Origin of the sequence: Caballeronia sp. LjRoot29, assembly GCF_964252755.1 — a bacterium.
Classification (GTDB): domain Bacteria; phylum Pseudomonadota; class Gammaproteobacteria; order Burkholderiales; family Burkholderiaceae; genus Caballeronia.
The window spans coordinates 1-19,476 of the sequence record NZ_CAXUPU020000015.1 but is presented as its reverse complement, the minus strand read 5'-3'; the positions used below and the strand labels follow the sequence as shown (position 1 = coordinate 19,476).

Sequence of the window (19,476 nt, the reverse complement as noted above, 5' to 3'; positions counted from 1 at the left end):
AATTCCTGCAGGGAAACCCCGTAAGCAGGCATGAGGAGACGAACCGTGGAAAGTGAACTTGCCGTTGCCCGTGCGCCATCGCAAGCGGTACTTCGCGTGTTTTGGGCGCCTGGTTGTTCGAGTTGTCTGCGCACCAAGGAATTCCTGAAGCGTCATGGCATCGCGTTCGAATCAGTGAATGTGGTGGCTGATCCGGCTGCCATGGATGAGTTGCATCGGTTGGGGGCGCGCAGCATTCCCGTGCTTGCGATCGGTGAGCGCTATGTGTATTGCCAGTCGCTCGCCGATATCAAGACGTTTCTCGATCTCGATCTTCCAGACGATGTCCGCCTCCCGGCCGACGTACTGGTTGAGCGCGTGAAGATTGTGCTCAAGAAGGCGATCGGATTTGTCCGGCAACTCCCCGATGCCGTTCTTGACGGCCCTTTTCGCAACAGCTGGGCGCCGTCGCGCGGGCTGGCGCATCACGTCTTTCGCGTGGTCGAAGCGTTCCTCGAAGCACGCGACGAAGCGTGCGAGTTGAGTTACGAAATGACCATGCGTGGCACGCATGAAGTGTTGCCGGGCGAGGACGTCATCGCCTATGGACAGAGCGTGAAAACACGTCTCGACGCGTGGTGGACGAGCAATCGCGATGCAGATTTCACCACGATCCAGCCGACGTATTGGGGTGCACAGAGCCTGCACGAAGTGCTCGAACGCACGACCTGGCACTCGGCGCAACACGCGCGGCAACTGATGGTGGTGATCGAAGCGCAAGGGCAGACCGTTACCGATCCGTTGACTGCGGACGATCTGGCGGGTTTGCCCATGCCGGAAAAAGCATGGGACGACGAGTAGAGCGGGCGACAAGTGAGGAAGACGTGAATCTTGAAGATCAAGTGGTGGCGGTCACGGGAGCGGGACGGGGTATCGGACGCGAGATAGCCTTGCTGTGCGCGAAGGAAGGCGCGGCGGTTGTCGTGAATGACTACGGCGGCCCGTCGGACGACAGCGAGTCCAATCCTGGTGCAGACGTGGTGGCGGAGATCATCCAGGCGGGCGGGCGCGCGGTGCTCAATACGGCGAACATCGCAAATGGCGATGAGGCCGCCTCGATCGTCGACGATGCGCTGCACCACTTCGGGCGCATCGACGCAGTAGTGAACAACGCGGGAATCTTGCGGGATCGCATGTTCCACAAGATGAGCCATGCCGAATGGCACGACGTGATCGATGTCCATCTCAACGGCTACTTCCACGTGTCGAAAGCGGCAGCGTCGCATTTCAAGGAGCAGGGCAGCGGCGCGTTCGTGCACTTCACGTCGACATCAGGGCTGGTCGGCAATCTGGGACAAGCGAACTATGCGGCGGCGAAGATGGGGATCGTGGGTCTGTCGACTTCGATTGCGCTCGACATGCAGCGCTTCGGCGTGCGCTCGAACTGCATTGCGCCTTTTGCCTGGAGCCGCATGACGGCGTCCATTCCCGCGGAGACCGAGGCCGATCGCGCGCGCGTCGAGCGCTTCAAGACCATGTCCGCCGACAAGGTCGCGCCGCTTGCTGCGTTCCTTTGCTCGGCTCACGCGCGCGAGGTTACGGGCCAGGTCTTCTGCGCGCGGAAAAACGAGATTTTCCTGTTCTCGTTGCCGCGCCCGGTGCGCTCCATGCAGCGCGCTGAGGGCTGGACCGTCGATACCCTGGCCTCGGACCTGCTGCCCGCTTTCAGGCCGACCCTGCAGCCGCTGCAGCGTTCCTCCGATGTCTTCTCGTGGGACCCTGCATGAGTTCCGCATTCGACCCGCAGCGCTTGATCGACATGCCGCCACGCGAGACAGTTGCCGTACACGATGCACGCGATGTGATCATGTATGCGCTTGGCCTGGGTATCGGAATGGATTCAGCGACCCGCGACGCCACGCTGCGGTATGTCTTCGACCAGGACCTCCAGGTATTGCCGACCATGGCCGCGGTAATGGCGTGGCCCGGCTTCTGGATGAAAGAGCCGCAGTACGGCGTGACCTGGCAGAAAGTGCTGCATGCCGAGCAGTCGCTGGAAGTTTTCGCACCGTTGCCCGTAGCCGGCGAACTCATGAGCGTGCTGAAGGTGGAGCGTGTTGTCGATAAAGGCGCGGAGAAGGGAGCCATTCTTTACTCGCGGCGCGATCTCTACGAAGGACGTGCCGGCACGCTGCTCGCGACTGAAAGGCGTGGCACGTTCCTGCGTGGCGATGGCGCACGTGGCAGCGCGGGAGATGCGCCCGTTTGCGCACCGCACAGCGTGCCCGCACGTGCGCCCGACGCGATCGTGACGCTTCCCACGCGCGGCGATCAAGCGCTGCTCTATCAACTGAGCGGCGATCGCAATCCTTTGCACATTGATCCACGGCTTGCCGCATCGGTGGGATTCGCGCGGCCGATCCTGCATGGCTTGTGCACCTATGGGGTCGCGGCGCGCGCGTTGATCGAGTCCGTCTGCGAAGGCGATCACGCGCGCTTCAGGCGCATGGACTGCCGTTTTTCCACGCCGGTGTATCCGGGCGAGACGATCGTCACGCATGTGTGGTTCGACGACGACGGCGCTGCGTCGTTTGTCGCACGCACCGCCGAGCGCGATGCGCTGGTTCTGGGCAACGGCCAGTTCCTTTACCACCCTGACGCGGCCACGGCGAGCCGGGCGAGGAGACCTCTTCAATGATCGGGATACTGTCGTACGGAGCGTATGTGCCGCGCCTGCGCCTGCAGCGTGCGGCGATCGTCCAGGCGCACGCGTGGTTTACGCCGGGACTTAAAGCCCACGCGCGCGGCGAACGGGCGATGGCGAATTGGGACGAGGACGCCATCACGTTGGCGGTGGAAGCCGCGCGCGATTCGCTGTCGACCATGGCACGCGATGGTATCGGTTCGGTGTTGTTGGCATCGACGAGTTTGCCGTTCGCGGACCGGCAGAACGCAGGCGTTGTGAAGGAAGCCCTCAATCTCGCGGATACGATTTTCACGCAGGACGTCGTGGGCAGCCAGAAGGCTGGAACGGGCGCGCTGATCCAGAGCTTGCGTGCGGCGTCTGCGAGTGACGGCTCGACCTTGTGCATCGCGGCGGAACGCGCGAATGCGCGGCCGGGTTCCGAAGCCGAACTGATCAATGGCGACGCGTCGGCGGCGTTCGTCATTGGCGAGGGCGAACCGATCGCTACCCTCCTGGCCAGCCATTCGCTATCGGTGGATTTCGTCGATCACTTTCGCGGCAAAGCCGCGCAGTTCGACTACGGCTGGGAAGCGCGATGGGTCCGCGACGAAGGCTACGGCAAGATCATCGGCCGGGCGATTCGCGGGGCGCTCGATAAAGCGGGTCTCGCGGGAGATGCAATCGACCATTTGATCGTGCCCATTCCAGTGCGCGGCGTGGCCGAAACGCTTGCACGCGATGCCGGCATTCCGCCCGCCGCGATTGTTGATGGACTCGGCGAGTCGCTGGGTCATGCAGGCTGCGCGCAGCCGCTCGTGATGCTCGCCATGGCCTTGCAAAACGCCAAGCCGGGCGAGCGCATTCTCGTCACGTGTTTCGGGCAGGGGGCCGATGTCCTGATCATCGAGACCACGCTCGCGCTCGCGCATCATGTGCATCCGCGTGGAGTGGCCGGTTGGCTCTCGCGCAAGAAAGCGGAATCGAACTATCTGAAGTACTTGTTCTTCACCGGTGGCATCCGCCTCGATACCGGCATGCGCGCGGAGCTTGAGCAAAAGCAGCCGCTCACGGCGCTTTACCGGAACCGGGCGACCGTGCTGGGTCTTGTTGGCGGTATCGATACCGAGACCGGCGACGTGCAATATCCGGCGACCGGCTTTTCCGTGGCCTCGCGCGCGGCACGCAAGCTCGAGCCGTATCCGCTTGCCGAGCGGCCGGCGCGCGTGTTGACTTTCACTGCCGACCGACTCGCTTTTACGCCCGATCCGCCGGGATGCTACGGCATGGTCGAGTTCGATGGCGGTGGCCGCATGCTCGCCGAATTCACCGATGCCGACAGTGATCAAATCGAAGTCGGGCGTCCAATGCGCATGACCTTCCGTATCAAGTCGGTCGACCAGCAGCGCGACTTCACCAAGTATTTCTGGAAAGCGGCGCCAGCCGTATAAGGAACTCACATGCCCAAGGGTATTCGCGACAAAGTAGCCATTCTCGGCATGGGATGCGCGCGCTTCGGCGAGCGCTGGAACGACGACGCCGACGCGCTCATGGTCGAGGCTTACACCGAGGCGCTCGCCGATGCCGGCGTCGAGACCGCGCAGATCGACGCAGCGTGGCTGTCGGTCGGATTCGACGCGATGAACATCGGGCCGTCTGGCATCCCGCTCGCCATGGCGCTGCGGCTCCACGACATTGCGGTCACGAAGGTCGAGAACTATTGCGCATCAGGCACGGAAGCGTTTCGTGGCGCGGTGTATGCGGTGGCGTCGGGCGCGGCAGATATTGCGCTTGCGCTCGGCGTGGAGAAGCTCAAGGACACGGGTTACGGCGGCCTGCCCGTGCGCTCGCGGGGCACGACTTTCGACATGATTGGTGTCGTCGGTTCCGCGCCCGGCAATTTTGCACAACTGGCAGGCGCCTACCGCGCGCGGCATGGCGTGTCGCCGGAGGATCTCAAACGCGCGATGGCGCACGTCTCCGTGAAAAGCCATGCGAACGGCGTGAGCAATCCGAAGGCGCACCTGCGTAAGGCCGTGGACATGGACACCGTGATCAACGCGCCGATGATCGCCGAACCGCTGGGTCTCTACGATTGCTGTGGCGTGTCCGATGGTGCCGCCTGCGCGATCGTCACCACGCCTGACATTGCTCGCGCGCTCGGCAAAGGCGGTGAACTCGTGACAGTGAAGGCGCTGCAACTGGCGGTATCGAATGGATGGGAGTTGCAGGGTTCGGGCTGGGACGGCAGTTATTTCCATACCACGCGAATCGCCGCCAAGCGCGCTTACGACGAAGCGGGCATCACTCATCCTGCCGAGCAATTGAGCCTGATGGAAGTCCACGATTGTTTCTCCATCACCGAGCTTGTAACGATGGAGGACTTGCACGTGAGCGAGCCGGGACAAGGCTGGCGCGATGTTCTCGACGGCCGCTTCGACGCAGATGGCGACATCCCGTGTCAGATCGATGGCGGCTTGAAGTGCTTTGGTCATCCTATCGGTGCGTCGGGGCTGCGGATGATTTACGAAAACTATTTGCAACTGCTGGGACGCGCGGGCAAGCGGCAAGTCGGCAAGCGGCCGGTCTTCGGCCTCTCGCACAACCTGGGCGGCATGCCGAACCAGAACGTGAGTGCGGTCGCAATCGTCGGACTGGAGGGCGCGTAGATGACGATCGATGCCGAATTGCTCGGTCAGCTAAAAGATTCCGTGCGCCGCTACGTGCACGACAAACTCGTGCCGCTCGAGTCGCAAGTCGCCGATGACGACCGCGTGCCGGACGCGATCATCGACGATTTTCGCCGCATGGGGTTGTTCGGACTCAGCACGCCGGAACATTACGGCGGCCTGGGACTGGGCGCAGCGGAAGAAACCCAGATCATCGTCGAATTGACGTGGGCGTCGGCGGCCTTCCGGTCGATCGTCGGGATCAACCTGGGACTCGGTTCGCAAGGCATCCTGATGCATGGCACCGAGGCGCAGAAGGACCACTGGTTGCCGAAGATCGCGAGCGGCGAGGTGATCACGAGCTTCTGCCTGACCGAGCCCGATTCCGGTTCCGACAGCGCCGCTCTTCGAACTCGCGCAACGCTTGACGGTGACCACTATGTGATCAGCGGCAGCAAGCGCTACATCACGAATGCGCCCATTGCCGGATTGTTTCTCGTGATGGCGCGTACGCATGCCGAGCGCTTGCCGAAGAACGCGCACATCAGCGCGTTTCTCGTGCCCGCGGATACGCCTGGTGTCACGGTCGGTGAGCACGACAAGAAAATGGGGCAGGCAGGCGCATGGTCCGCCGATGTCTACTTCGACGACGCGCGCGTGCCGGCGAGCGCGATCATCGGAGGCGAGCCTGGACGCGGTTTCGTCACCGCGATGAAATCACTCGACCGTGGGCGTATCAACGTGTCTGCCGTGTGCGTAGGGCAGGCCCGGCGCATCCTGCACGAAGCGACACGCTACGCAGTCGAGCGCAAGCAGTTCGGCCAGCCGATCGGTGACTTCCAGCTCGTTCAGGCCATGCTCGCCGACAGCCAGGCGGATCTCTATGCCGCCGAATGCATGTTGCGCGATGTCGCGAGCCGGCACGACGCCGGCGAGCGTGTCTCGCTTGAAGCCTCCTGTTGCAAGCTATTCAGCTCGGAAATGGTCGGGCGCATTGCGGACCGTGCGGTGCAGATTCATGGCGGTGCGGGTTACATGCGCGACAGCGCCGTCGAGCGTTTTTATCGCGATGTACGACTGTTCCGCATCTACGAAGGCACGACCCAGATCCAGCAATTGATCATTGGCCGCGAATTGACGCGGCGCGCGCGTGGCTAAAACAAGGGATACAACATGGATCTGGGGATAGCAGGCAAGGTGGCGATCGTCACGGGTGGCGCGCGCGGCATTGGCGCGGCGATTTGCGACCGGCTCGCGGCGGAAGGCGTTCGCGTGGCCGTGGTGGACCTGGATGGCGATGCCGCCCGCATGCAGGCAAACCGGATCATGGAAAGCGGTGGCGAAGCCATGTCGCATCGCGTCGATGTCAGCGATGAAGCGTCTGTCAGCGCCATGACGGAGGTGGTCACGAAGGCATGGGGCAGCGTGCATCTGCTCGTGAACAATGCGGGCTTCACGCGCGACATCCGCATCACGAAGATGGCCATGAGCGACTGGGACAGCGTAGTCGATGTCATCCTGAAGGGCGCTTTCCTGTGCACGCGCGCGGTGCTGCCGCACATGACCGCGGACCCGCAACGCTGGGGGCGGATCGTCAATATGTCGTCGCGCGCGCATCTTGGCAATGCGGGGCAGGCGAACTACTCGGCGGCAAAAGCCGGACTGATCGGATTCACGCGCGCGATGTCGCTCGAAAACGCCCGCTTCGGCGTGACGGTGAACGCGGTGGCGCCGGGCATTATCGATACGCAGGCCGTGCGGGCGCTGCCGCACTATGACAAGGTGCGCGAAGCTGCCGAGAAGACCACGCCGGTGCCGCGTATCGGGCAGCCCACCGATGTCGCCGACGCCGTCGCGTTTCTCTGCTCCGAGCGCGCGTCCTACATCAGCGGCGATGTCCTGCACGTTTGTGGCGGCCGCTATTGAATGTCGGCGCGATTTCGCAGTTGAAGGACGCACGTCCTCGCGACAACACCTTGACGCCGCGCTCCGCCGCGCATGTCGAAGGTTTCGGCGCGCTCGTCCAGCTCGACACGTAATGTCTCGCCCGGATAGACCGGTGCAGTGAAGCGCGCTTCGACCGTGCGCAGTGCCGCAGACGGTAACCCGGCAGCCAGCAGCACGGCAAAACACGCTATACCGAATGTCGCCATGCCATGCAGGATCGGCTGAGGATAACCCGCCGACATGGCTGCACCTGGGTCGGCATGGAGTGGATTCATGTCGCCGTTGAGCCTGAACAAAAGGGCGGCTTGCGACGGGACGCGATGTTCCACCGTCACCGATGCTTGCGTGGGGGTGGATACGGTAGCGCGGGAACCGGGAAAGGGGCCGGCCATGAACCCGCCATCCCCGAAGGATGGACGTCATCTCGAGCGTGGCCACCGGCGCGCCGCTATCCGCTTCGCTCAACTCGCGCCGGGTCAGGACACGCGCGCCACGTTGTTGCCCCCGATCCTCCACCAACATCAACCGGCTGCGGCTACGAACGAGTGCAGCCCCCGCCAGCGAACGATGCAGCGTGAGCCGTTGTTCCGCGTGCAGCATGTTGGCCCAATTAAGGCCGAGGCGCGGGTCCGCGAGCCAGGGCCCGGGATCGGCGAGAACGCATGCGAACGAGGGGAGTACCTCAAGGCCGGATTCGTACACGAAACGCAGGTGCGAGCGATCAGCGGCTTGCTCGCCGATGCCCAGCGACAGCGCGTAGAACATTGCGTCTCGTTCGTCGTAGTGCTGGACCACGTCCTCGATACGCCAGTTCAGCAACTGCGCGGGATCTAGCGACATTCGGCCGGCCGATACGGCTCAGCGCGCAAGTGCGATTGCCGCATCGTCCGCAATGCGGCCGCTCGCGTTGCCAAGCAGGGTGGTGCGAAACATCATGCGCGGTTGCGTCTGGTCGTAATCCGCGAGCGCGATATGCATGGCGCTGCGGTTATCCCACATCATCAGGTCCCCCACTTGCCATCGATGCCGGTAGACGTTTTCCGGCTGCGTGCTGTGCTCGTGGAGGTATTCCAGCAACTGGCGGCTTTCGGCGCGCGTCATGTCCTCGAAGCCGACCGTTGTCATTTCGCTGACGTAGAGGGCCTTGCGCCCGGATTCGTCATGCACGCGTGCGACCGGCTGAAAAACGGGCGGATTGCGGCGCCGGATATCAGCAAGCTCATCGGCGCTGCGGTTGGCCTGCGTCTCCCGTGCGACCGCCATGTCGTGGAGCGCCAGCCGTCCATCCAGCATCGATTGCATGCCTGGCGACAGTGTTTCCCAGGCACGGTACATGTTGCAGAACATCGTGTCCCCGCCGACAGGAGGCAACACCGAGCAGTAGAGCAGCGAGCCTTTCGCTGGCCGGGTGGTCGTCGATAGATCCGAGTGCCACTGGCGGCCCACCGCGAGCCGTTTGCCGCCTGATTCGTAGTTGGTCACGAGCAGCACTTCCGGGTGCTCCGGGTGCCGGAACTTCGGGATGGAGGCGTGGTCGTCCAGCGCACCGAAACGGCGGCTGAATGCGATGTGCTGATGATGATCGAGCGTTTGCCCGCGAAACAGGAGGATGGTGTGCTCGTGCCACGCGTGGCGCAGTGCTTCAATGCATTCGTCGGACAAAGGCTCGCGCAGATCGAGCCCGATGACTTGCACGCCGATTGCCGACGCGAGCGGTTGGAGAGTAAAGGTCATGACGATATCTGGAGAGGTGACCGGTTCTGGGCGCAACGCTCAAACTTGTGTGATCTGCTGTTCTTCCGCCCAGAAAAGCAGGCGTTTTTGCAGCGCGTGCATGAGCATGTGCAGCACGATACCCATGGCGGACAGCACCACGAGCGCGGCGAAGACGCCCGCTGTATCAAGGTTGTTGTTCAACTGCATGATGAGATTGCCGAGACCCTTTCGCGAGCCCACGAATTCACCGACGATCGCTCCGAGCACGCTGAAGATCACTGCGATATGCAAGCCCGCGAAGATCATTGGCGCCGCGCTCGGCAAACGTACCATCGTGAAGATCTGCCAGCGGCTGGCGCGCAGGGAACGCATGAGTTCGACGCGCGACGAATCGGTCGAACGAAGGCCCACGATCACATTCACGAGAATGGGAAAGAACGCCACGACAGCGGCCATGATGACCTTCGACGTCATGCCGAATCCGAACCAGATGATAAAGAGCGGCGCGACGGCGACCTTCGGTGTTGTCTGGATGGCGATCAGATAGGGATAGATCGTTTTTTCGATGAATCGCGACTGTGCGATGAGCGCGCCGAGAGCAATGCCCGCAACCGTGGCGATCAGGAATCCGAGCAACGCCTCGGCGAGCGTCGTCAGGCCGTTGCTGATAAAAAGACCGCTGCGAAAACCATTCAGCAGCGCATGGTAGATATCGGACGGCGCGGGCGCGATGTACAACGGCACCGCCGCCATCGCAAAGCCGATTTCCCACACCGCCACCACCAGTACAAAAAGTCCCGGCACGCAGAGCCATTCCGGATGTTCCCTGAAGGCGGTCAGGACCGGATGGCGAGGCGCTGGCGCCGGCTGCGTCATGGCAAGTTCGGAACTCATTCGATAAACCCCTTGGCCTGGAAATGTTGACGGATACGGCGCGTGTAGATACCAAAGCGCTCCGTGGTCATGACATCGAGATCTCGTTCGACGCCCAGATCGACGTCGATCATGTCGGCAATGCGGCCGGGCCGGCTCGACATTACGAGCACGCGGCTGCCGAGAAACACCGCTTCGGGAATCGAGTGCGTCACGAACAGGATGGTTTTTCCCGACGCCCGCCAGATGCGGCGGATTTCGACGTTCATGGTTTCACGGGTCATGGCGTCGAGCGCGCCGAATGGCTCGTCCATCAGCAATACGGCGGGATCGTGGACGAGCGCGCGGGCGATAGCCACGCGCTGCTGCATTCCTCCCGATAGCTCGTTCGGGTATCGCTGCGCGAAATCGGCTAGTCCGACCGTATTGAGGAGTTCATGCGCACGCGCACTGAGCTGAGTGCGATCCAGTTTGAGGACCGTCGCGGGCAGCATGACGTTCTCGAACGTGGTCTTCCACGGCAGCAGCACGGGGCTCTGGAATACGACACCAATGTCTCGCTGCGGGCCGTCAATGGCCGTACCGTTGACGCGGATCGTGCCTGATGAGCGGGTGATCAATCCCGCCAATAGCTTGAGTAAAGTCGATTTTCCGCAACCCGAAGGGCCCACGACAGTAATGAACTCCCCGGTATCGATAGTCAGATCGATCGGCCCGAGCGCCTGGACCGGCTCGCCGTGACGCGTTCGATATTGCTTCTGCAAGCTTTCGATCTGTATGAGCGCGGCGAGCGGGAGATGCTTTTTCGCAGCAAGAGAAGTCAACGGGATGCGATCCATGGCAGGACGTGCTCTCCTTGAGCGCTTGGCAACAGTCAGAACATAACAGCGATGCAGCGTTTTTTCGACGTCATCATACTCATCGGTATGTATCGACAAATAATACTGATGAGTATGTACCGGGTCAATAGAACGGCGTAGGTGTTTACTCTGGACGCATCGAGCGTGAAGGGGGAGACGCGGGCTTGGAGGGCTCCTCAAACCCTCTACGATAATGACGACCACGCGCGTGACAGCTTCGACTATCAAAGCTGCAATAAAGGGGTATGAAAGCGATGGTGCGTCAAGTTCCGTTCAGCACGGGGAGAGCCCGAATCACCGCGACTTGCTTCTGTTCCCGCAAGTCGCAGCGCAAGTTCAGGCGCGTGCGGGCGTCTGGGGTCCCGATACTTGACCCGCTCGGGCAGATAACAACCGTTGCCACTTACGTGCGTTCTTGCCCGGTCCGCGCACTTAGATGCGCGCGTATATGGAGCTCCCCACCGTTAGCGTCGTAGCCGTGGTTGTAGAGAATCGGATTTCATAGAGATCGCGTCCAAAGTTGCCCGGTATCTTCACTGACATTCCGCCCAATGTGTCGCTGACCAGCGTAAATAGCTGGTAGCGGAGGTCTTCATTACCATACAAGATGTAGCCGGGTAATTCCGACAGCGTGGTGAAGAACGCAGGAGGATTGCCGAGAATGGCAATCGGCACAGCCGATGGCGAATCGTTCGTTAACGTCCACTGGCTTCCGACGCGCTGCTGCCAGCTGTTCGAAAGAGACGCGGCGGGCGCGAATTGTTGACCGACTGGGAGTGTCAAGTAGGCATAGCCTGCGCCCGGCACCACCCGCTTCATAAGGTATCGATAGTTGTATGGATTGGCTTCGCTGTCTTTGCCTGCCACAACCGTAAAACGATAAGACGCTGTGTCGGCGTCGCTCCACCACCAACCGTCACTCCGAGATTGATAAGTACCTATGGTTTGCCAACCGCGTGTATCTGCGTCCCATTGGCTGAGCTCAAAGCTACCGTTCGAACCAGCAATCACTTGATAGGGCGAATCAGAATTTCCATAAACGCCGGCACTGGTCGATAGGTTAGCCGCGGCAACAACTGGTGGTGCCTGACTACTGATCTTTGGTGGCAAGGAGGCAATTGTGCCGTCCTCTTTTAACGCCGACATTACCAAAGTTTCGGCGATCGTACGCGCGTCGTAGCCAGAATTGCCGGTTACCATCAACGCGAATTGCGATTGGGGCACCACGAAGAATTCGGTCGTGTAAAAAGCTGTGCCACCGTCCTTCTCCCAGCCAAGCACACCAGCTGCGTTCAGCGCTGGTTGTACAACCGAATCCCAGCCGAGACCCCATCGCCATTCGGGCGATGGATTGATCGTCAAGTTTTTTGTCTGATCGGAACCCATCTCCGCGACGCTGGCGGCGGAGACAATGCGTTGCCCCTGAAACACTCCACCGTTGTATATCATCTGCGCCAGATTCATCATGTCAACGGGTGTCGAACTTAGCCCACCAGTCGCATAGGCGTTGACAAACTCTTGGTATTGCGTACCGTTGGCCACCGGCAGCGAGAACGATCCGCCGGTAGGAACGCTGGTCAGGTAACTTGAATTTGCCATCTTTAGCGGAACGAGAATCGCCGATGTCACGAAGTCCACGAAGCTCTGTCCAGTCACTGCGAGCACAAGCTGCTCAACCATAGTGAAACCATCGTTGCAATAAACGGCTAGCTCGCCAGGCAGATGCTTTAGATGCGAGTTGGCCAGTTCGGCTTGCGTGTCAGCAGCGTAGCCTGCAATAGGCTGAAAAGTGAATAAGTTGCGACCGTTTGTGCCGGGTAAGCCCGATGCATGCGAGAGCAAATGGCGTGTGGTAATTTGCGCGTACTCGGGCGAGAGCATGGTGAACGTTGGCAGATATTCAACGATCGGTGTATCAAGCGCGATCAATCCTCGATCTACAAGTATTGACGCAGCGAGCGCAGGGAAAAGTTTGCTTACCGAGCCAATGTTGAAGCGCGTCTGAGGTGTTGCGCTGACTTGTCCGGGGACCGATGCCATTCCAAATGCCTGCTGCCAGACAATCGTGCTGCCTTTTACCATTGCGACCGAGATCGCAGCGACCGGGCGGCTGGGGTTGCTGACGGCCGCCTGCATCATCTGCTGGCCCATTGCTATGGTCTGCTGATACGACTGCGAATGGTCGTCGTGCCCACCACAACCAGGCAGAAATGCCGCCAATAATCCAGCGCTGCCGTAGCCGAGAAATTGCCTGCGCGCAGGGCTCACTGCCTCAACGTTCTTGCGATCGAACTGGACCACGGTAGGCTCCGTTTTGTTGGTTAGTTTTCAGCGATCAAACTGTCTGCCAAAATTTTGGCTATCTGATCAGCGGGCGGCGTGCCATCGGGCGCAGTCGCCGCGGTCGCGAACACGACGATCATGTTTTGCGTTCCGGTTGATGCGAACGATACGGCGTCACCTGCATCTGCACGTCACATCTGTAGGATGCCGTATTAGTTTACCTGGAGTCAACGTTCGCCCGCCCTTCCTGTCAGCGTGCCGTGATAGTCACGGGATCCGAAGGCGCAATCTCCAGAGCAATATTCTCGAAAAATCGCGATGCCGCAGACACGTCCGGCGAGTCGGCGTTTTTAGTTGCCGTTACCGCGATCGAAATACCGTTTTTCTCAAGATACGCCGATACACCTGAATAGCCGAAGAACGACGGATTTTGCAATAGCCAGCCATTGACGACGACAATACCCAGCCCCCCATACGCTTTGCCGCGTGACGTCACGGGATTCTGCGCGATCATTTCTGCTCGCGCGCGCCCTGAAATCAGCTCACCACTGCCGATTGCCTGTGTGCTTTTGAGAATGTCGGGGATCGTCGAAGACATGATTGCGCCATGTGCGAGCGTCCAAGAGGGATTCCAGGCGGTCGAATTCTGGTAACTGCCCAATTCGTCTGAATACGCATTCAATATCGGCAAAGGCATAAACGCATCGTCGTTGCTGAAGGTTTGGGTTAGTTGCAACGGACGCAAAATTCGTTGGCTAATAAGGGTGCCGAGCGGCATTCCCGTGACTTTCTCGAGCACCTGGCCAAAGAGCACGAAATTGACGTGCGAATACGCGAAACAGGTTCCTGGATCGCAAACCGACGGTTTGGCGAACGCGTCAGCGAGCAATTCGCTTTCTTGCCACTGACGATAGACGTTCTGTTCGAGCGGAATGGTATCGACGTATTCCGGAAACCCCGAAGTCGATCCAATCAACATTCGTAGCGTAACCTTGCTCGCGTCACGAATATCAGGCAGATATTTCGACAAGGGATCGTCTAGGCTTAACTTCCCTTCGTCCTCGAGTTGCAGCGCAACCGTCGACATGTATGAAATCGCGATAGCGCCGATACGCCAGTGCATGTCGATGGTGGCTGGCACGTCGGGAGTCGATTCGCCCCAGGCCTGCGTGAGCACGACATGATCGCCCAGGCTGACGCCAACGACCGCCGCGCGTAGATCCAGTTGTTGCATTGTGTCTTGTACAACTCGACGGACAGAATCGGCGACTTGCGAGGTGTTTGTGCAGCCGCTTTCCAAGTGAACCTGATCCGCGCCACACGCTTGCGTGGAACTGCCGCCGCAACTGGCCAGCAAGCCGCACGCCAGTGCGACCGAAGGTGTCCTTGCAAACCAATCAGATCTTGCTAGCAGCATGAGCGAACGATTCCCAGAGTTGCGCGGTCCTTGCAAGATAAAGAATTACGTACAACGGGGCAGTGCTCATACAAAGGCCTCTCGACGGCGCGTTGTCATACGTAAATGCGGCAACGCAACTTGTCCATCTTTTGACGAACCGCCCCTTGAGGGAAAAAACATGTCTGCATTCTTACAAAGTATGACTTATTATTTCTGAAAAGTAATCAATTAGAACAACAGAATCGTCTAATTAAACCAGGATCGGCTCCGGTCTATTATCGGCATCGAGCGGCGATCTTCAAAAGCATTGCGTCACAACCAATAAGGAAAACGAAGCAATGATGATCGTCCGCCCGGTTCCTCGGACGCACTTCGCGTCCAAGGGCTATGTCTATGCGTTTACCCTGATCCTGTCTATGCTGTTGCCGGGTTGCGGCGGCGATGATTCACCCGAGCCGGCGTTCGTCAGCGCCGCCAGGCCGCAAGTCATCCAGTTGATGAGCGACATGCAGGCGCCGGGCGCCGTTGTCTATGTGCAGTCGCCCAAGGGCGACTGGCTTGAATCCTTCGGCGTTGCAGAGCGGGGCACCAGCGCCACGATTCCGACAAACGCGAATTTTCGGGTCGGCAGCGTGACCAAGACATGGACTGCCACGGTCATCCTGCAACTGGTTCAGGAAGGCAAGCTGGGCCTCGCGGATCCCGTCAGCAAGTACATCTCCAACGTGCCGAACGGTACAACCATCACGATTCAGCAATTGCTCGCGATGCGAAGCGGCCTCTACAACTACAGCCGCGACCTCGGTTTCAACCAGACGCTCGATTCGCAGCCGGCGTTGCTGTGGACGACAGACGAGCTCTTGGCCATTGCATACAGCCACCCCGAGGTATTCCCGCCCGACACGTCCCTGGATTATTCGAACACGAACTACATTTTGCTGGGACTGATCATCGAGCAGCTCACCGGCATGAGCGCCGCTGATGCAATCAAGGCGCGACTCTTCGCGCCGCTTGGGCTGGCTGCGACCTATATGCCGCCGGAAGACAATACGGCGATGCCCGCGCCGTTCGCGCACGGTTATCTGTGGGGCACGAATGTGGAGACGGCGACCACCTCGGCCTTGTCGCCGGAACGTCAGGCAGCCGCGAAGAACGGCACGTTGCAGCCGACGGACGTCACGAATGCATCGGCGTCGTGGGGCTGGACCGCGGGATCGGGCATCTCGACGATCAAGGAGCTCGCGGCCGTCGTGCAACGGATGGTCGGCGGCGGCTACCTGAACGCGGACCTGCAGTCAAAGCGCCTTTGCACCTGCACGTCGGTCAATGCGAGCAACCCGAACGCGCCGGCGTATTGCCTCGGCATCGTCAAGTACGGGACGTACTACGGACACAACGGCCAGATCAGCGGCTTCAACACGTTCATGGTGTACGACCCGGCGACCACGACGACCGTGGTCGTCTGGACCACGACCGCGGAATCGCCCGATGGCCGCGCGCCCGCTGACACGATCGCGCAAATGATAATCACGGAACTTGCCAAGCCGTAACTTGAAGCCGCTCCTCAAATGCGCCATAGCGAATAAAATCATTCAACCCGGGAGACGGCGATGAAACCATTGATCGAAGCGAGCTGCAAACGGTGGCCAATAGCGGTTGCGGCAGCGCTTCTGCTCGCGTCCTGCGGCGGCTCGGATCACAACAGCACGTCGGTCCCTGATGCGATCATGCAGGTGATGCAGAAGCCCGCGTACAAGGGCGCGACGTGGGCGATGCAGGTTGTCGACGTCGATACTGGCCACGTCATCTACGATCTCAATTCCGGCTCGCAGCTGTTCATCGCTTCGGTTCGCAAGGTGTTTACCACGGGCAATGCGCTCAACATCCTCGGCGCGCAGCACACGCATGTCACTCCCGTGTACAAGCAGGGCACCGTTGACGCAAACGGCGCGCTCAACGGCAACCTGATCATGGTGGCGAGAGGCGACCTGACAATGGGCGGTCGCGCCAACCCGGATGGCACGATTGCGCTCACCGCATTCGATCACAACGAAGCCGATGGTCTCGGCAATGCGCTCCTGAGCGCGCCCGACCCGCTGGCGGGATTCAACGCCATCGCGGCTCAAGTGGCTGCTGCGGGCATCAAGACGGTCAATGGCGACGTCGTGATCGACGATCGACTTTTCGATGCGTTCCAGTATCGCGATGAGACCGGCTTCAACGTCACGCCAATGATGGTCAATGACGATGTCGTCGATATCTCGTTCAGCCCGAGCGCGCAAGGTGCGCTTCTTCCGTTCACCTATCGGCCCATGTCCGCGGCATTCTCCGTGCAGTCCACGCTGACAACGGGCGCAGCGACATCGGATTTCGCCGTCGATCTCAATCCCGAACCGCCGGATGATGTACCCCAGTGCTTAGGCGCGGCGAATTGCATGGGCGAAGTCAGCGGGACGGTGCCCGCGGGTGTCCCGCCTCCGCTGACCGGCGCATATCCGCTCGTGCGCACGTTCCGTGTCAGCCGGCCGTCCACGTATGCGCGCACGGTCTTTATCGAAGCGCTGGCACGTGCGGGCGTGACGGTGACTGCCGCCCCGCTCGAGGCCAACCCGGTGGCGTTGCTGCCCGCGCAAGGCTCATATTCGAGCGCGCAGCAGGTGGCTGCGCTCACGTCCGCGCCATACGCGCAAGACCTGCGGTTCGTGAACAAGGTCAGCTATAACATTGGCGCCGACGTGACGCTGTTGCTCTACGGACTCGCCAAGAACGGCTCGCGGACGATGGCCACTGCGCTCGCAACTGAACAGAGCGAGCTTTCGTCTACGTTCAAGATAACGCCGGACCAATATCACTTCGAGGACGGCAGCGGCGGCGGCGATACCACGGCGACCGCTACGGCTGTGATAGCGATGCTGCGCGGCATGCGCCTGATGCCCGACTATGCAACCTACGTCGACACGATGCCTTCGCTCGGCGTCGATGGATCGCTAACCACGGTCACGGATTTTGAGTCCGACCCTACCCTGGCCGGCGCGAAAGGCCGCGTGTACGCGAAGACGGGCACCTATGTCGGCCTTAGCACGACCGCACCGCAAACGCCGTTTCTCAAGGCACAAGCGCTCGCCGGTTACATCGACGCGAAGAGTGGCCGCCGGATCGCCTTCTTCCTGACGATGAACAATGCCGTGTTCGAAGGCTTTCCAACCGTCCTGAACGCCTTCCAGGACGAAGGCGAGATAGCGGCGCTACTCTGGAAGCTGCAATGACGCTGCGGCTTCGCACATCGTTTCCGGTTGTCTTTGCGGTGATCGCTTCCTGCGTGCTTGTCGCGAGTTGCGGGAGCGGCGGCGACAGCACGACTGACCCGATCGCACAGGTCATGGACAAGCCGCGCTATACGAGCGCGAAATCGCAGTGGTCGCTGGTCGTGATGGACGCGAGCACGGGCGAAGTGCTCCAGTCGCTGCAACCTGACAAGCTTGTGCTGACTGCATCGGTACGCAAGCTGTATTCGGTGGCCACTGCGCTCAACGTCATCGGCGCGGATCACCGGTTTGTCACGCCGGTGTATCGCAACGGAACGGTCGATTCGTCCGGCAAGCTCATGGGCGACCTGATCCTCAAGGCGTCGGGAGATCTCACGTTTGGCGGACGGCAGAAGGCCGATGGCACCATCGACTACACCGACTTCGATCACAACGATGCGCGTGGTTTCAGCGGTGCGATCCTCATCCCCGAAGATCCGCTGACCGCCATGAACGATCTGGCGCAGCAGGTGAGGGCGTCGGGCATTACGTCGGTGAGTGGCGAGGTGATCATCGATGATCGTCTGTTCGATGCATTTCGTGTTCCTAACGGTCTTGTGCTGATTTCACCGATCCAGATCAACGAGAATGTGGTCGACGTAACGCTCTCGCTGAGTGGATCTGCGGGCCAGGCTGGATTGCTCGACTGGCGGCCCCGCACTAGCGCGATGACGATGCAGGGCACATCGCAGACGGCTGCGGCGAACACCGATGCCGACATACTTGTCTCCGGGGACGATTTGAACGAGGCGCCGCTTTCCTGCGTCGCCACGCCGGGTTGCAAGGGCACGCTGTCGAGCAGGGAAAGTCTCGCCGCCCCCGCCACGATTCCGCTTGGCTACGTGGCGCCGCTCGTGGGAAACGGCCTTTATGTGAGCATCCTGCGCGTGGAAGATCCGCCGTCGTTCGCGCGCACGGCTTTCATCGATGCGTTGACGCGGGCGGGTGTATCGGTATTGGCGCCCGCGGTCGAGCCGAACCCATCAGCCGCGTTACCACCGACGCAGGACTATCCGAGCACGGCACAAGTCGCGAGCTTTACGTCGTTGCCGTATTCCGGATTCGCCAAGCTTGTGCTGAAGGTAAGCCTGAACACGGGCGCGAACCTGAGCCTGATGTATCAGGGGCTTGCGCAAAACGTGCGTACTGTTGGCGATGCGCTCGGTACCGAGCGCAAGTTCCTGACCGGCACGCTCGGGCTCGACGGCGCCGGCTTCAACTTCCCGACCAATGGCAGCGGCACGCCTGACAGCGAGGCGACCGCCCATACGACCGCAACGCTTCTGACCAACATGAGCCGCCTGCCCGTCTATCCGGTGTATCACGATGCACTCGCGATGCTTGGTGTTGACGGGTCCCTTGCAGCGATTGGTAAGGACGTGGTCGGCAAGGAACACATCTTCGTGAAGAGCTGCGCGACTGTAGAAGGCGGGGAAATGGTCGCGATCAACATGGCGGGTTATATCGACTCGAAGAGCGGCCGGCAGCTGGCGTACGCACTGTTCGTCAACAACGCCGGCCCCCTCACCGCGCTCACCGATTCGTTGGAGGTTTTCAACGACGAAGCGACGATCCTCGGCATCCTCTATGCGAAATATTGAAGGTGAGAGGAAGCTTCATTGCCGTATTGTTTTGATGGTCCGGTGATCGCGCATCGCAACGTCATGCAGGTGCGCGGGTTGCCGACAAAAACAACTCCCCTCGCGACTTAGCTTAGTTTTCTTTGCAACTTGACATAATTAACATTGCCCCTCGACACACA

Annotated in this window: 16 protein-coding genes and 1 pseudogene; 10 read left to right on the top strand and 7 right to left on the bottom strand. The window is 60.6% G+C overall.

Annotation, left to right across the window (positions count from 1 at the left end; translation table 11 throughout):
• Positions 1-45 precede the first annotated feature (45 nt).
• The 7 genes from ACSQ83_RS17745 to fabG are packed head-to-tail and all read left to right on the top strand — an operon-like array spanning position 46 to position 7,257.
• Positions 46-840, top strand: coding sequence for a glutaredoxin domain-containing protein (locus tag ACSQ83_RS17745; RefSeq protein WP_436229038.1), 795 nt, complete (start codon positions 46-48; stop codon positions 838-840).
• Positions 825-1,766: an SDR family NAD(P)-dependent oxidoreductase gene (locus tag ACSQ83_RS17740; RefSeq protein WP_436229037.1), complete on the top strand. Its 942-nt coding sequence runs from the start codon at positions 825-827 to the stop codon at positions 1,764-1,766. Before ACSQ83_RS17745 ends, ACSQ83_RS17740 begins: the two co-directional genes overlap by 16 nt.
• Complete coding sequence (locus ACSQ83_RS17735) at positions 1,763-2,677, top strand: MaoC/PaaZ C-terminal domain-containing protein (protein WP_436229036.1); 915 nt, start codon at positions 1,763-1,765, stop codon at positions 2,675-2,677. Before ACSQ83_RS17740 ends, ACSQ83_RS17735 begins: the two co-directional genes overlap by 4 nt.
• Positions 2,674-4,113: an OB-fold domain-containing protein gene (locus tag ACSQ83_RS17730; protein WP_436229035.1), complete on the top strand. Its 1,440-nt coding sequence runs from the start codon at positions 2,674-2,676 to the stop codon at positions 4,111-4,113. Before ACSQ83_RS17735 ends, ACSQ83_RS17730 begins: the two co-directional genes overlap by 4 nt.
• A 9-nt stretch (positions 4,114-4,122) precedes the next feature.
• Positions 4,123-5,331, top strand: coding sequence for an acetyl-CoA acetyltransferase (locus ACSQ83_RS17725; RefSeq protein ID WP_436229034.1), 1,209 nt, complete (start codon positions 4,123-4,125; stop codon positions 5,329-5,331).
• Entirely contained in the window at positions 5,332-6,489 is a 1,158-nt protein-coding gene (locus ACSQ83_RS17720) for an acyl-CoA dehydrogenase family protein (protein ID WP_436229033.1), read from the top strand. It abuts the gene before it with no gap.
• Positions 6,490-6,504: 15 nt separating this feature from the next.
• On the top strand, positions 6,505-7,257 hold the full coding sequence (gene fabG / locus ACSQ83_RS17715) for a 3-oxoacyl-ACP reductase FabG (protein ID WP_436229032.1): 753 nt from the start codon (positions 6,505-6,507) through the stop codon (positions 7,255-7,257).
• Here fabG and ACSQ83_RS17710 read toward each other — a convergent pair.
• The 7 genes and pseudogenes from ACSQ83_RS17710 to ACSQ83_RS17680 all read right to left on the bottom strand — a co-directional run bounded on the left by ACSQ83_RS17710 (position 7,251) and on the right by ACSQ83_RS17680 (position 14,427).
• On the bottom strand, positions 7,251-7,670 hold the full coding sequence (locus ACSQ83_RS17710; protein ID WP_436229031.1) for a MaoC/PaaZ C-terminal domain-containing protein: 420 nt from the start codon (positions 7,668-7,670) through the stop codon (positions 7,251-7,253). The genes fabG and ACSQ83_RS17710 overlap by 7 nt on opposite strands.
• Before the next feature lie 70 nt (positions 7,671-7,740).
• A pseudogene (locus ACSQ83_RS17705) lies at positions 7,741-8,043 on the bottom strand (3-alpha,7-alpha,12-alpha-trihydroxy-5-beta-cholest-24-enoyl-CoA hydratase); the annotation flags it as partial.
• Positions 8,044-8,136: 93 nt separating this feature from the next.
• Positions 8,137-9,012 carry a TauD/TfdA dioxygenase family protein gene (locus tag ACSQ83_RS17700; protein ID WP_414954098.1) on the bottom strand — a complete coding sequence of 292 codons (876 nt, stop codon included), beginning with the start codon at positions 9,010-9,012 and terminating at the stop codon, positions 8,137-8,139.
• A gap of 39 nt (positions 9,013-9,051) precedes the next feature.
• Positions 9,052-9,888, bottom strand: coding sequence for an ABC transporter permease (locus ACSQ83_RS17695; RefSeq protein ID WP_436229030.1), 837 nt, complete (start codon positions 9,886-9,888; stop codon positions 9,052-9,054).
• A complete protein-coding gene (locus ACSQ83_RS17690; RefSeq protein WP_414954100.1) occupies positions 9,885-10,706 on the bottom strand; it encodes an ABC transporter ATP-binding protein in 822 nt (273 codons plus the stop codon). Before ACSQ83_RS17690 ends, ACSQ83_RS17695 begins: the two co-directional genes overlap by 4 nt.
• Before the next feature lie 453 nt (positions 10,707-11,159).
• Entirely contained in the window at positions 11,160-13,028 is a 1,869-nt protein-coding gene (locus tag ACSQ83_RS17685; protein WP_436229029.1) for a serine hydrolase domain-containing protein, read from the bottom strand.
• 232 nt (positions 13,029-13,260) lie between these two features.
• Positions 13,261-14,427: a serine hydrolase domain-containing protein gene (locus ACSQ83_RS17680; protein ID WP_436229028.1), complete on the bottom strand. Its 1,167-nt coding sequence runs from the start codon at positions 14,425-14,427 to the stop codon at positions 13,261-13,263.
• Positions 14,428-14,747: 320 nt separating this feature from the next.
• On the opposite strand from ACSQ83_RS17680, the gene ACSQ83_RS17675 reads away from it, so the two are divergent.
• Genes ACSQ83_RS17675 through ACSQ83_RS17665 form a run of 3 tightly spaced genes read left to right on the top strand, consistent with a single transcriptional unit; the run spans position 14,748 to position 19,315 of the window.
• On the top strand, positions 14,748-15,959 hold the full coding sequence (locus ACSQ83_RS17675; protein ID WP_436229027.1) for a serine hydrolase domain-containing protein: 1,212 nt from the start codon (positions 14,748-14,750) through the stop codon (positions 15,957-15,959).
• Positions 15,960-16,019: 60 nt separating this feature from the next.
• Positions 16,020-17,675, top strand: a complete 1,656-nt coding sequence (gene dacB, locus ACSQ83_RS17670) for a D-alanyl-D-alanine carboxypeptidase/D-alanyl-D-alanine endopeptidase (protein WP_436229026.1) — start codon at positions 16,020-16,022, stop codon at positions 17,673-17,675.
• A complete protein-coding gene (locus tag ACSQ83_RS17665; RefSeq protein ID WP_436229025.1) occupies positions 17,672-19,315 on the top strand; it encodes a D-alanyl-D-alanine carboxypeptidase in 1,644 nt (547 codons plus the stop codon). The genes dacB and ACSQ83_RS17665 overlap by 4 nt, the downstream gene beginning before the upstream one ends.
• Positions 19,316-19,476 lie beyond the last annotated feature (161 nt).

Bases quoted from the DNA above. Each gene is read 5' to 3' on its own strand.
- ACSQ83_RS17695 (WP_436229030.1), bottom strand. From the start codon at position 9,888: ATGAGTTCCGAACTTGCCATGACGCAGCCGGCGCCAGCGCCTCGCCAT.
- ACSQ83_RS17675 (WP_436229027.1), top strand. From the start codon at position 14,748: ATGATGATCGTCCGCCCGGTTCCTCGGACGCACTTCGCGTCCAAGGGC.
- ACSQ83_RS17720 (WP_436229033.1), top strand. From the start codon at position 5,332: ATGACGATCGATGCCGAATTGCTCGGTCAGCTAAAAGATTCCGTGCGC.
- ACSQ83_RS17680 (WP_436229028.1), bottom strand. From the start codon at position 14,427: ATGCTGCTAGCAAGATCTGATTGGTTTGCAAGGACACCTTCGGTCGCA.
- ACSQ83_RS17710 (WP_436229031.1), bottom strand. From the start codon at position 7,670: ATGGCCGGCCCCTTTCCCGGTTCCCGCGCTACCGTATCCACCCCCACG.
- ACSQ83_RS17725 (WP_436229034.1), top strand. From the start codon at position 4,123: ATGCCCAAGGGTATTCGCGACAAAGTAGCCATTCTCGGCATGGGATGC.
- dacB (WP_436229026.1), top strand. From the start codon at position 16,020: ATGAAACCATTGATCGAAGCGAGCTGCAAACGGTGGCCAATAGCGGTT.
- fabG (WP_436229032.1), top strand. From the start codon at position 6,505: ATGGATCTGGGGATAGCAGGCAAGGTGGCGATCGTCACGGGTGGCGCG.
- ACSQ83_RS17740 (WP_436229037.1), top strand. From the start codon at position 825: ATGGGACGACGAGTAGAGCGGGCGACAAGTGAGGAAGACGTGAATCTT.
- ACSQ83_RS17690 (WP_414954100.1), bottom strand. From the start codon at position 10,706: ATGGATCGCATCCCGTTGACTTCTCTTGCTGCGAAAAAGCATCTCCCG.
- ACSQ83_RS17735 (WP_436229036.1), top strand. From the start codon at position 1,763: ATGAGTTCCGCATTCGACCCGCAGCGCTTGATCGACATGCCGCCACGC.
- ACSQ83_RS17665 (WP_436229025.1), top strand. From the start codon at position 17,672: ATGACGCTGCGGCTTCGCACATCGTTTCCGGTTGTCTTTGCGGTGATC.
- ACSQ83_RS17700 (WP_414954098.1), bottom strand. From the start codon at position 9,012: ATGACCTTTACTCTCCAACCGCTCGCGTCGGCAATCGGCGTGCAAGTC.
- ACSQ83_RS17730 (WP_436229035.1), top strand. From the start codon at position 2,674: ATGATCGGGATACTGTCGTACGGAGCGTATGTGCCGCGCCTGCGCCTG.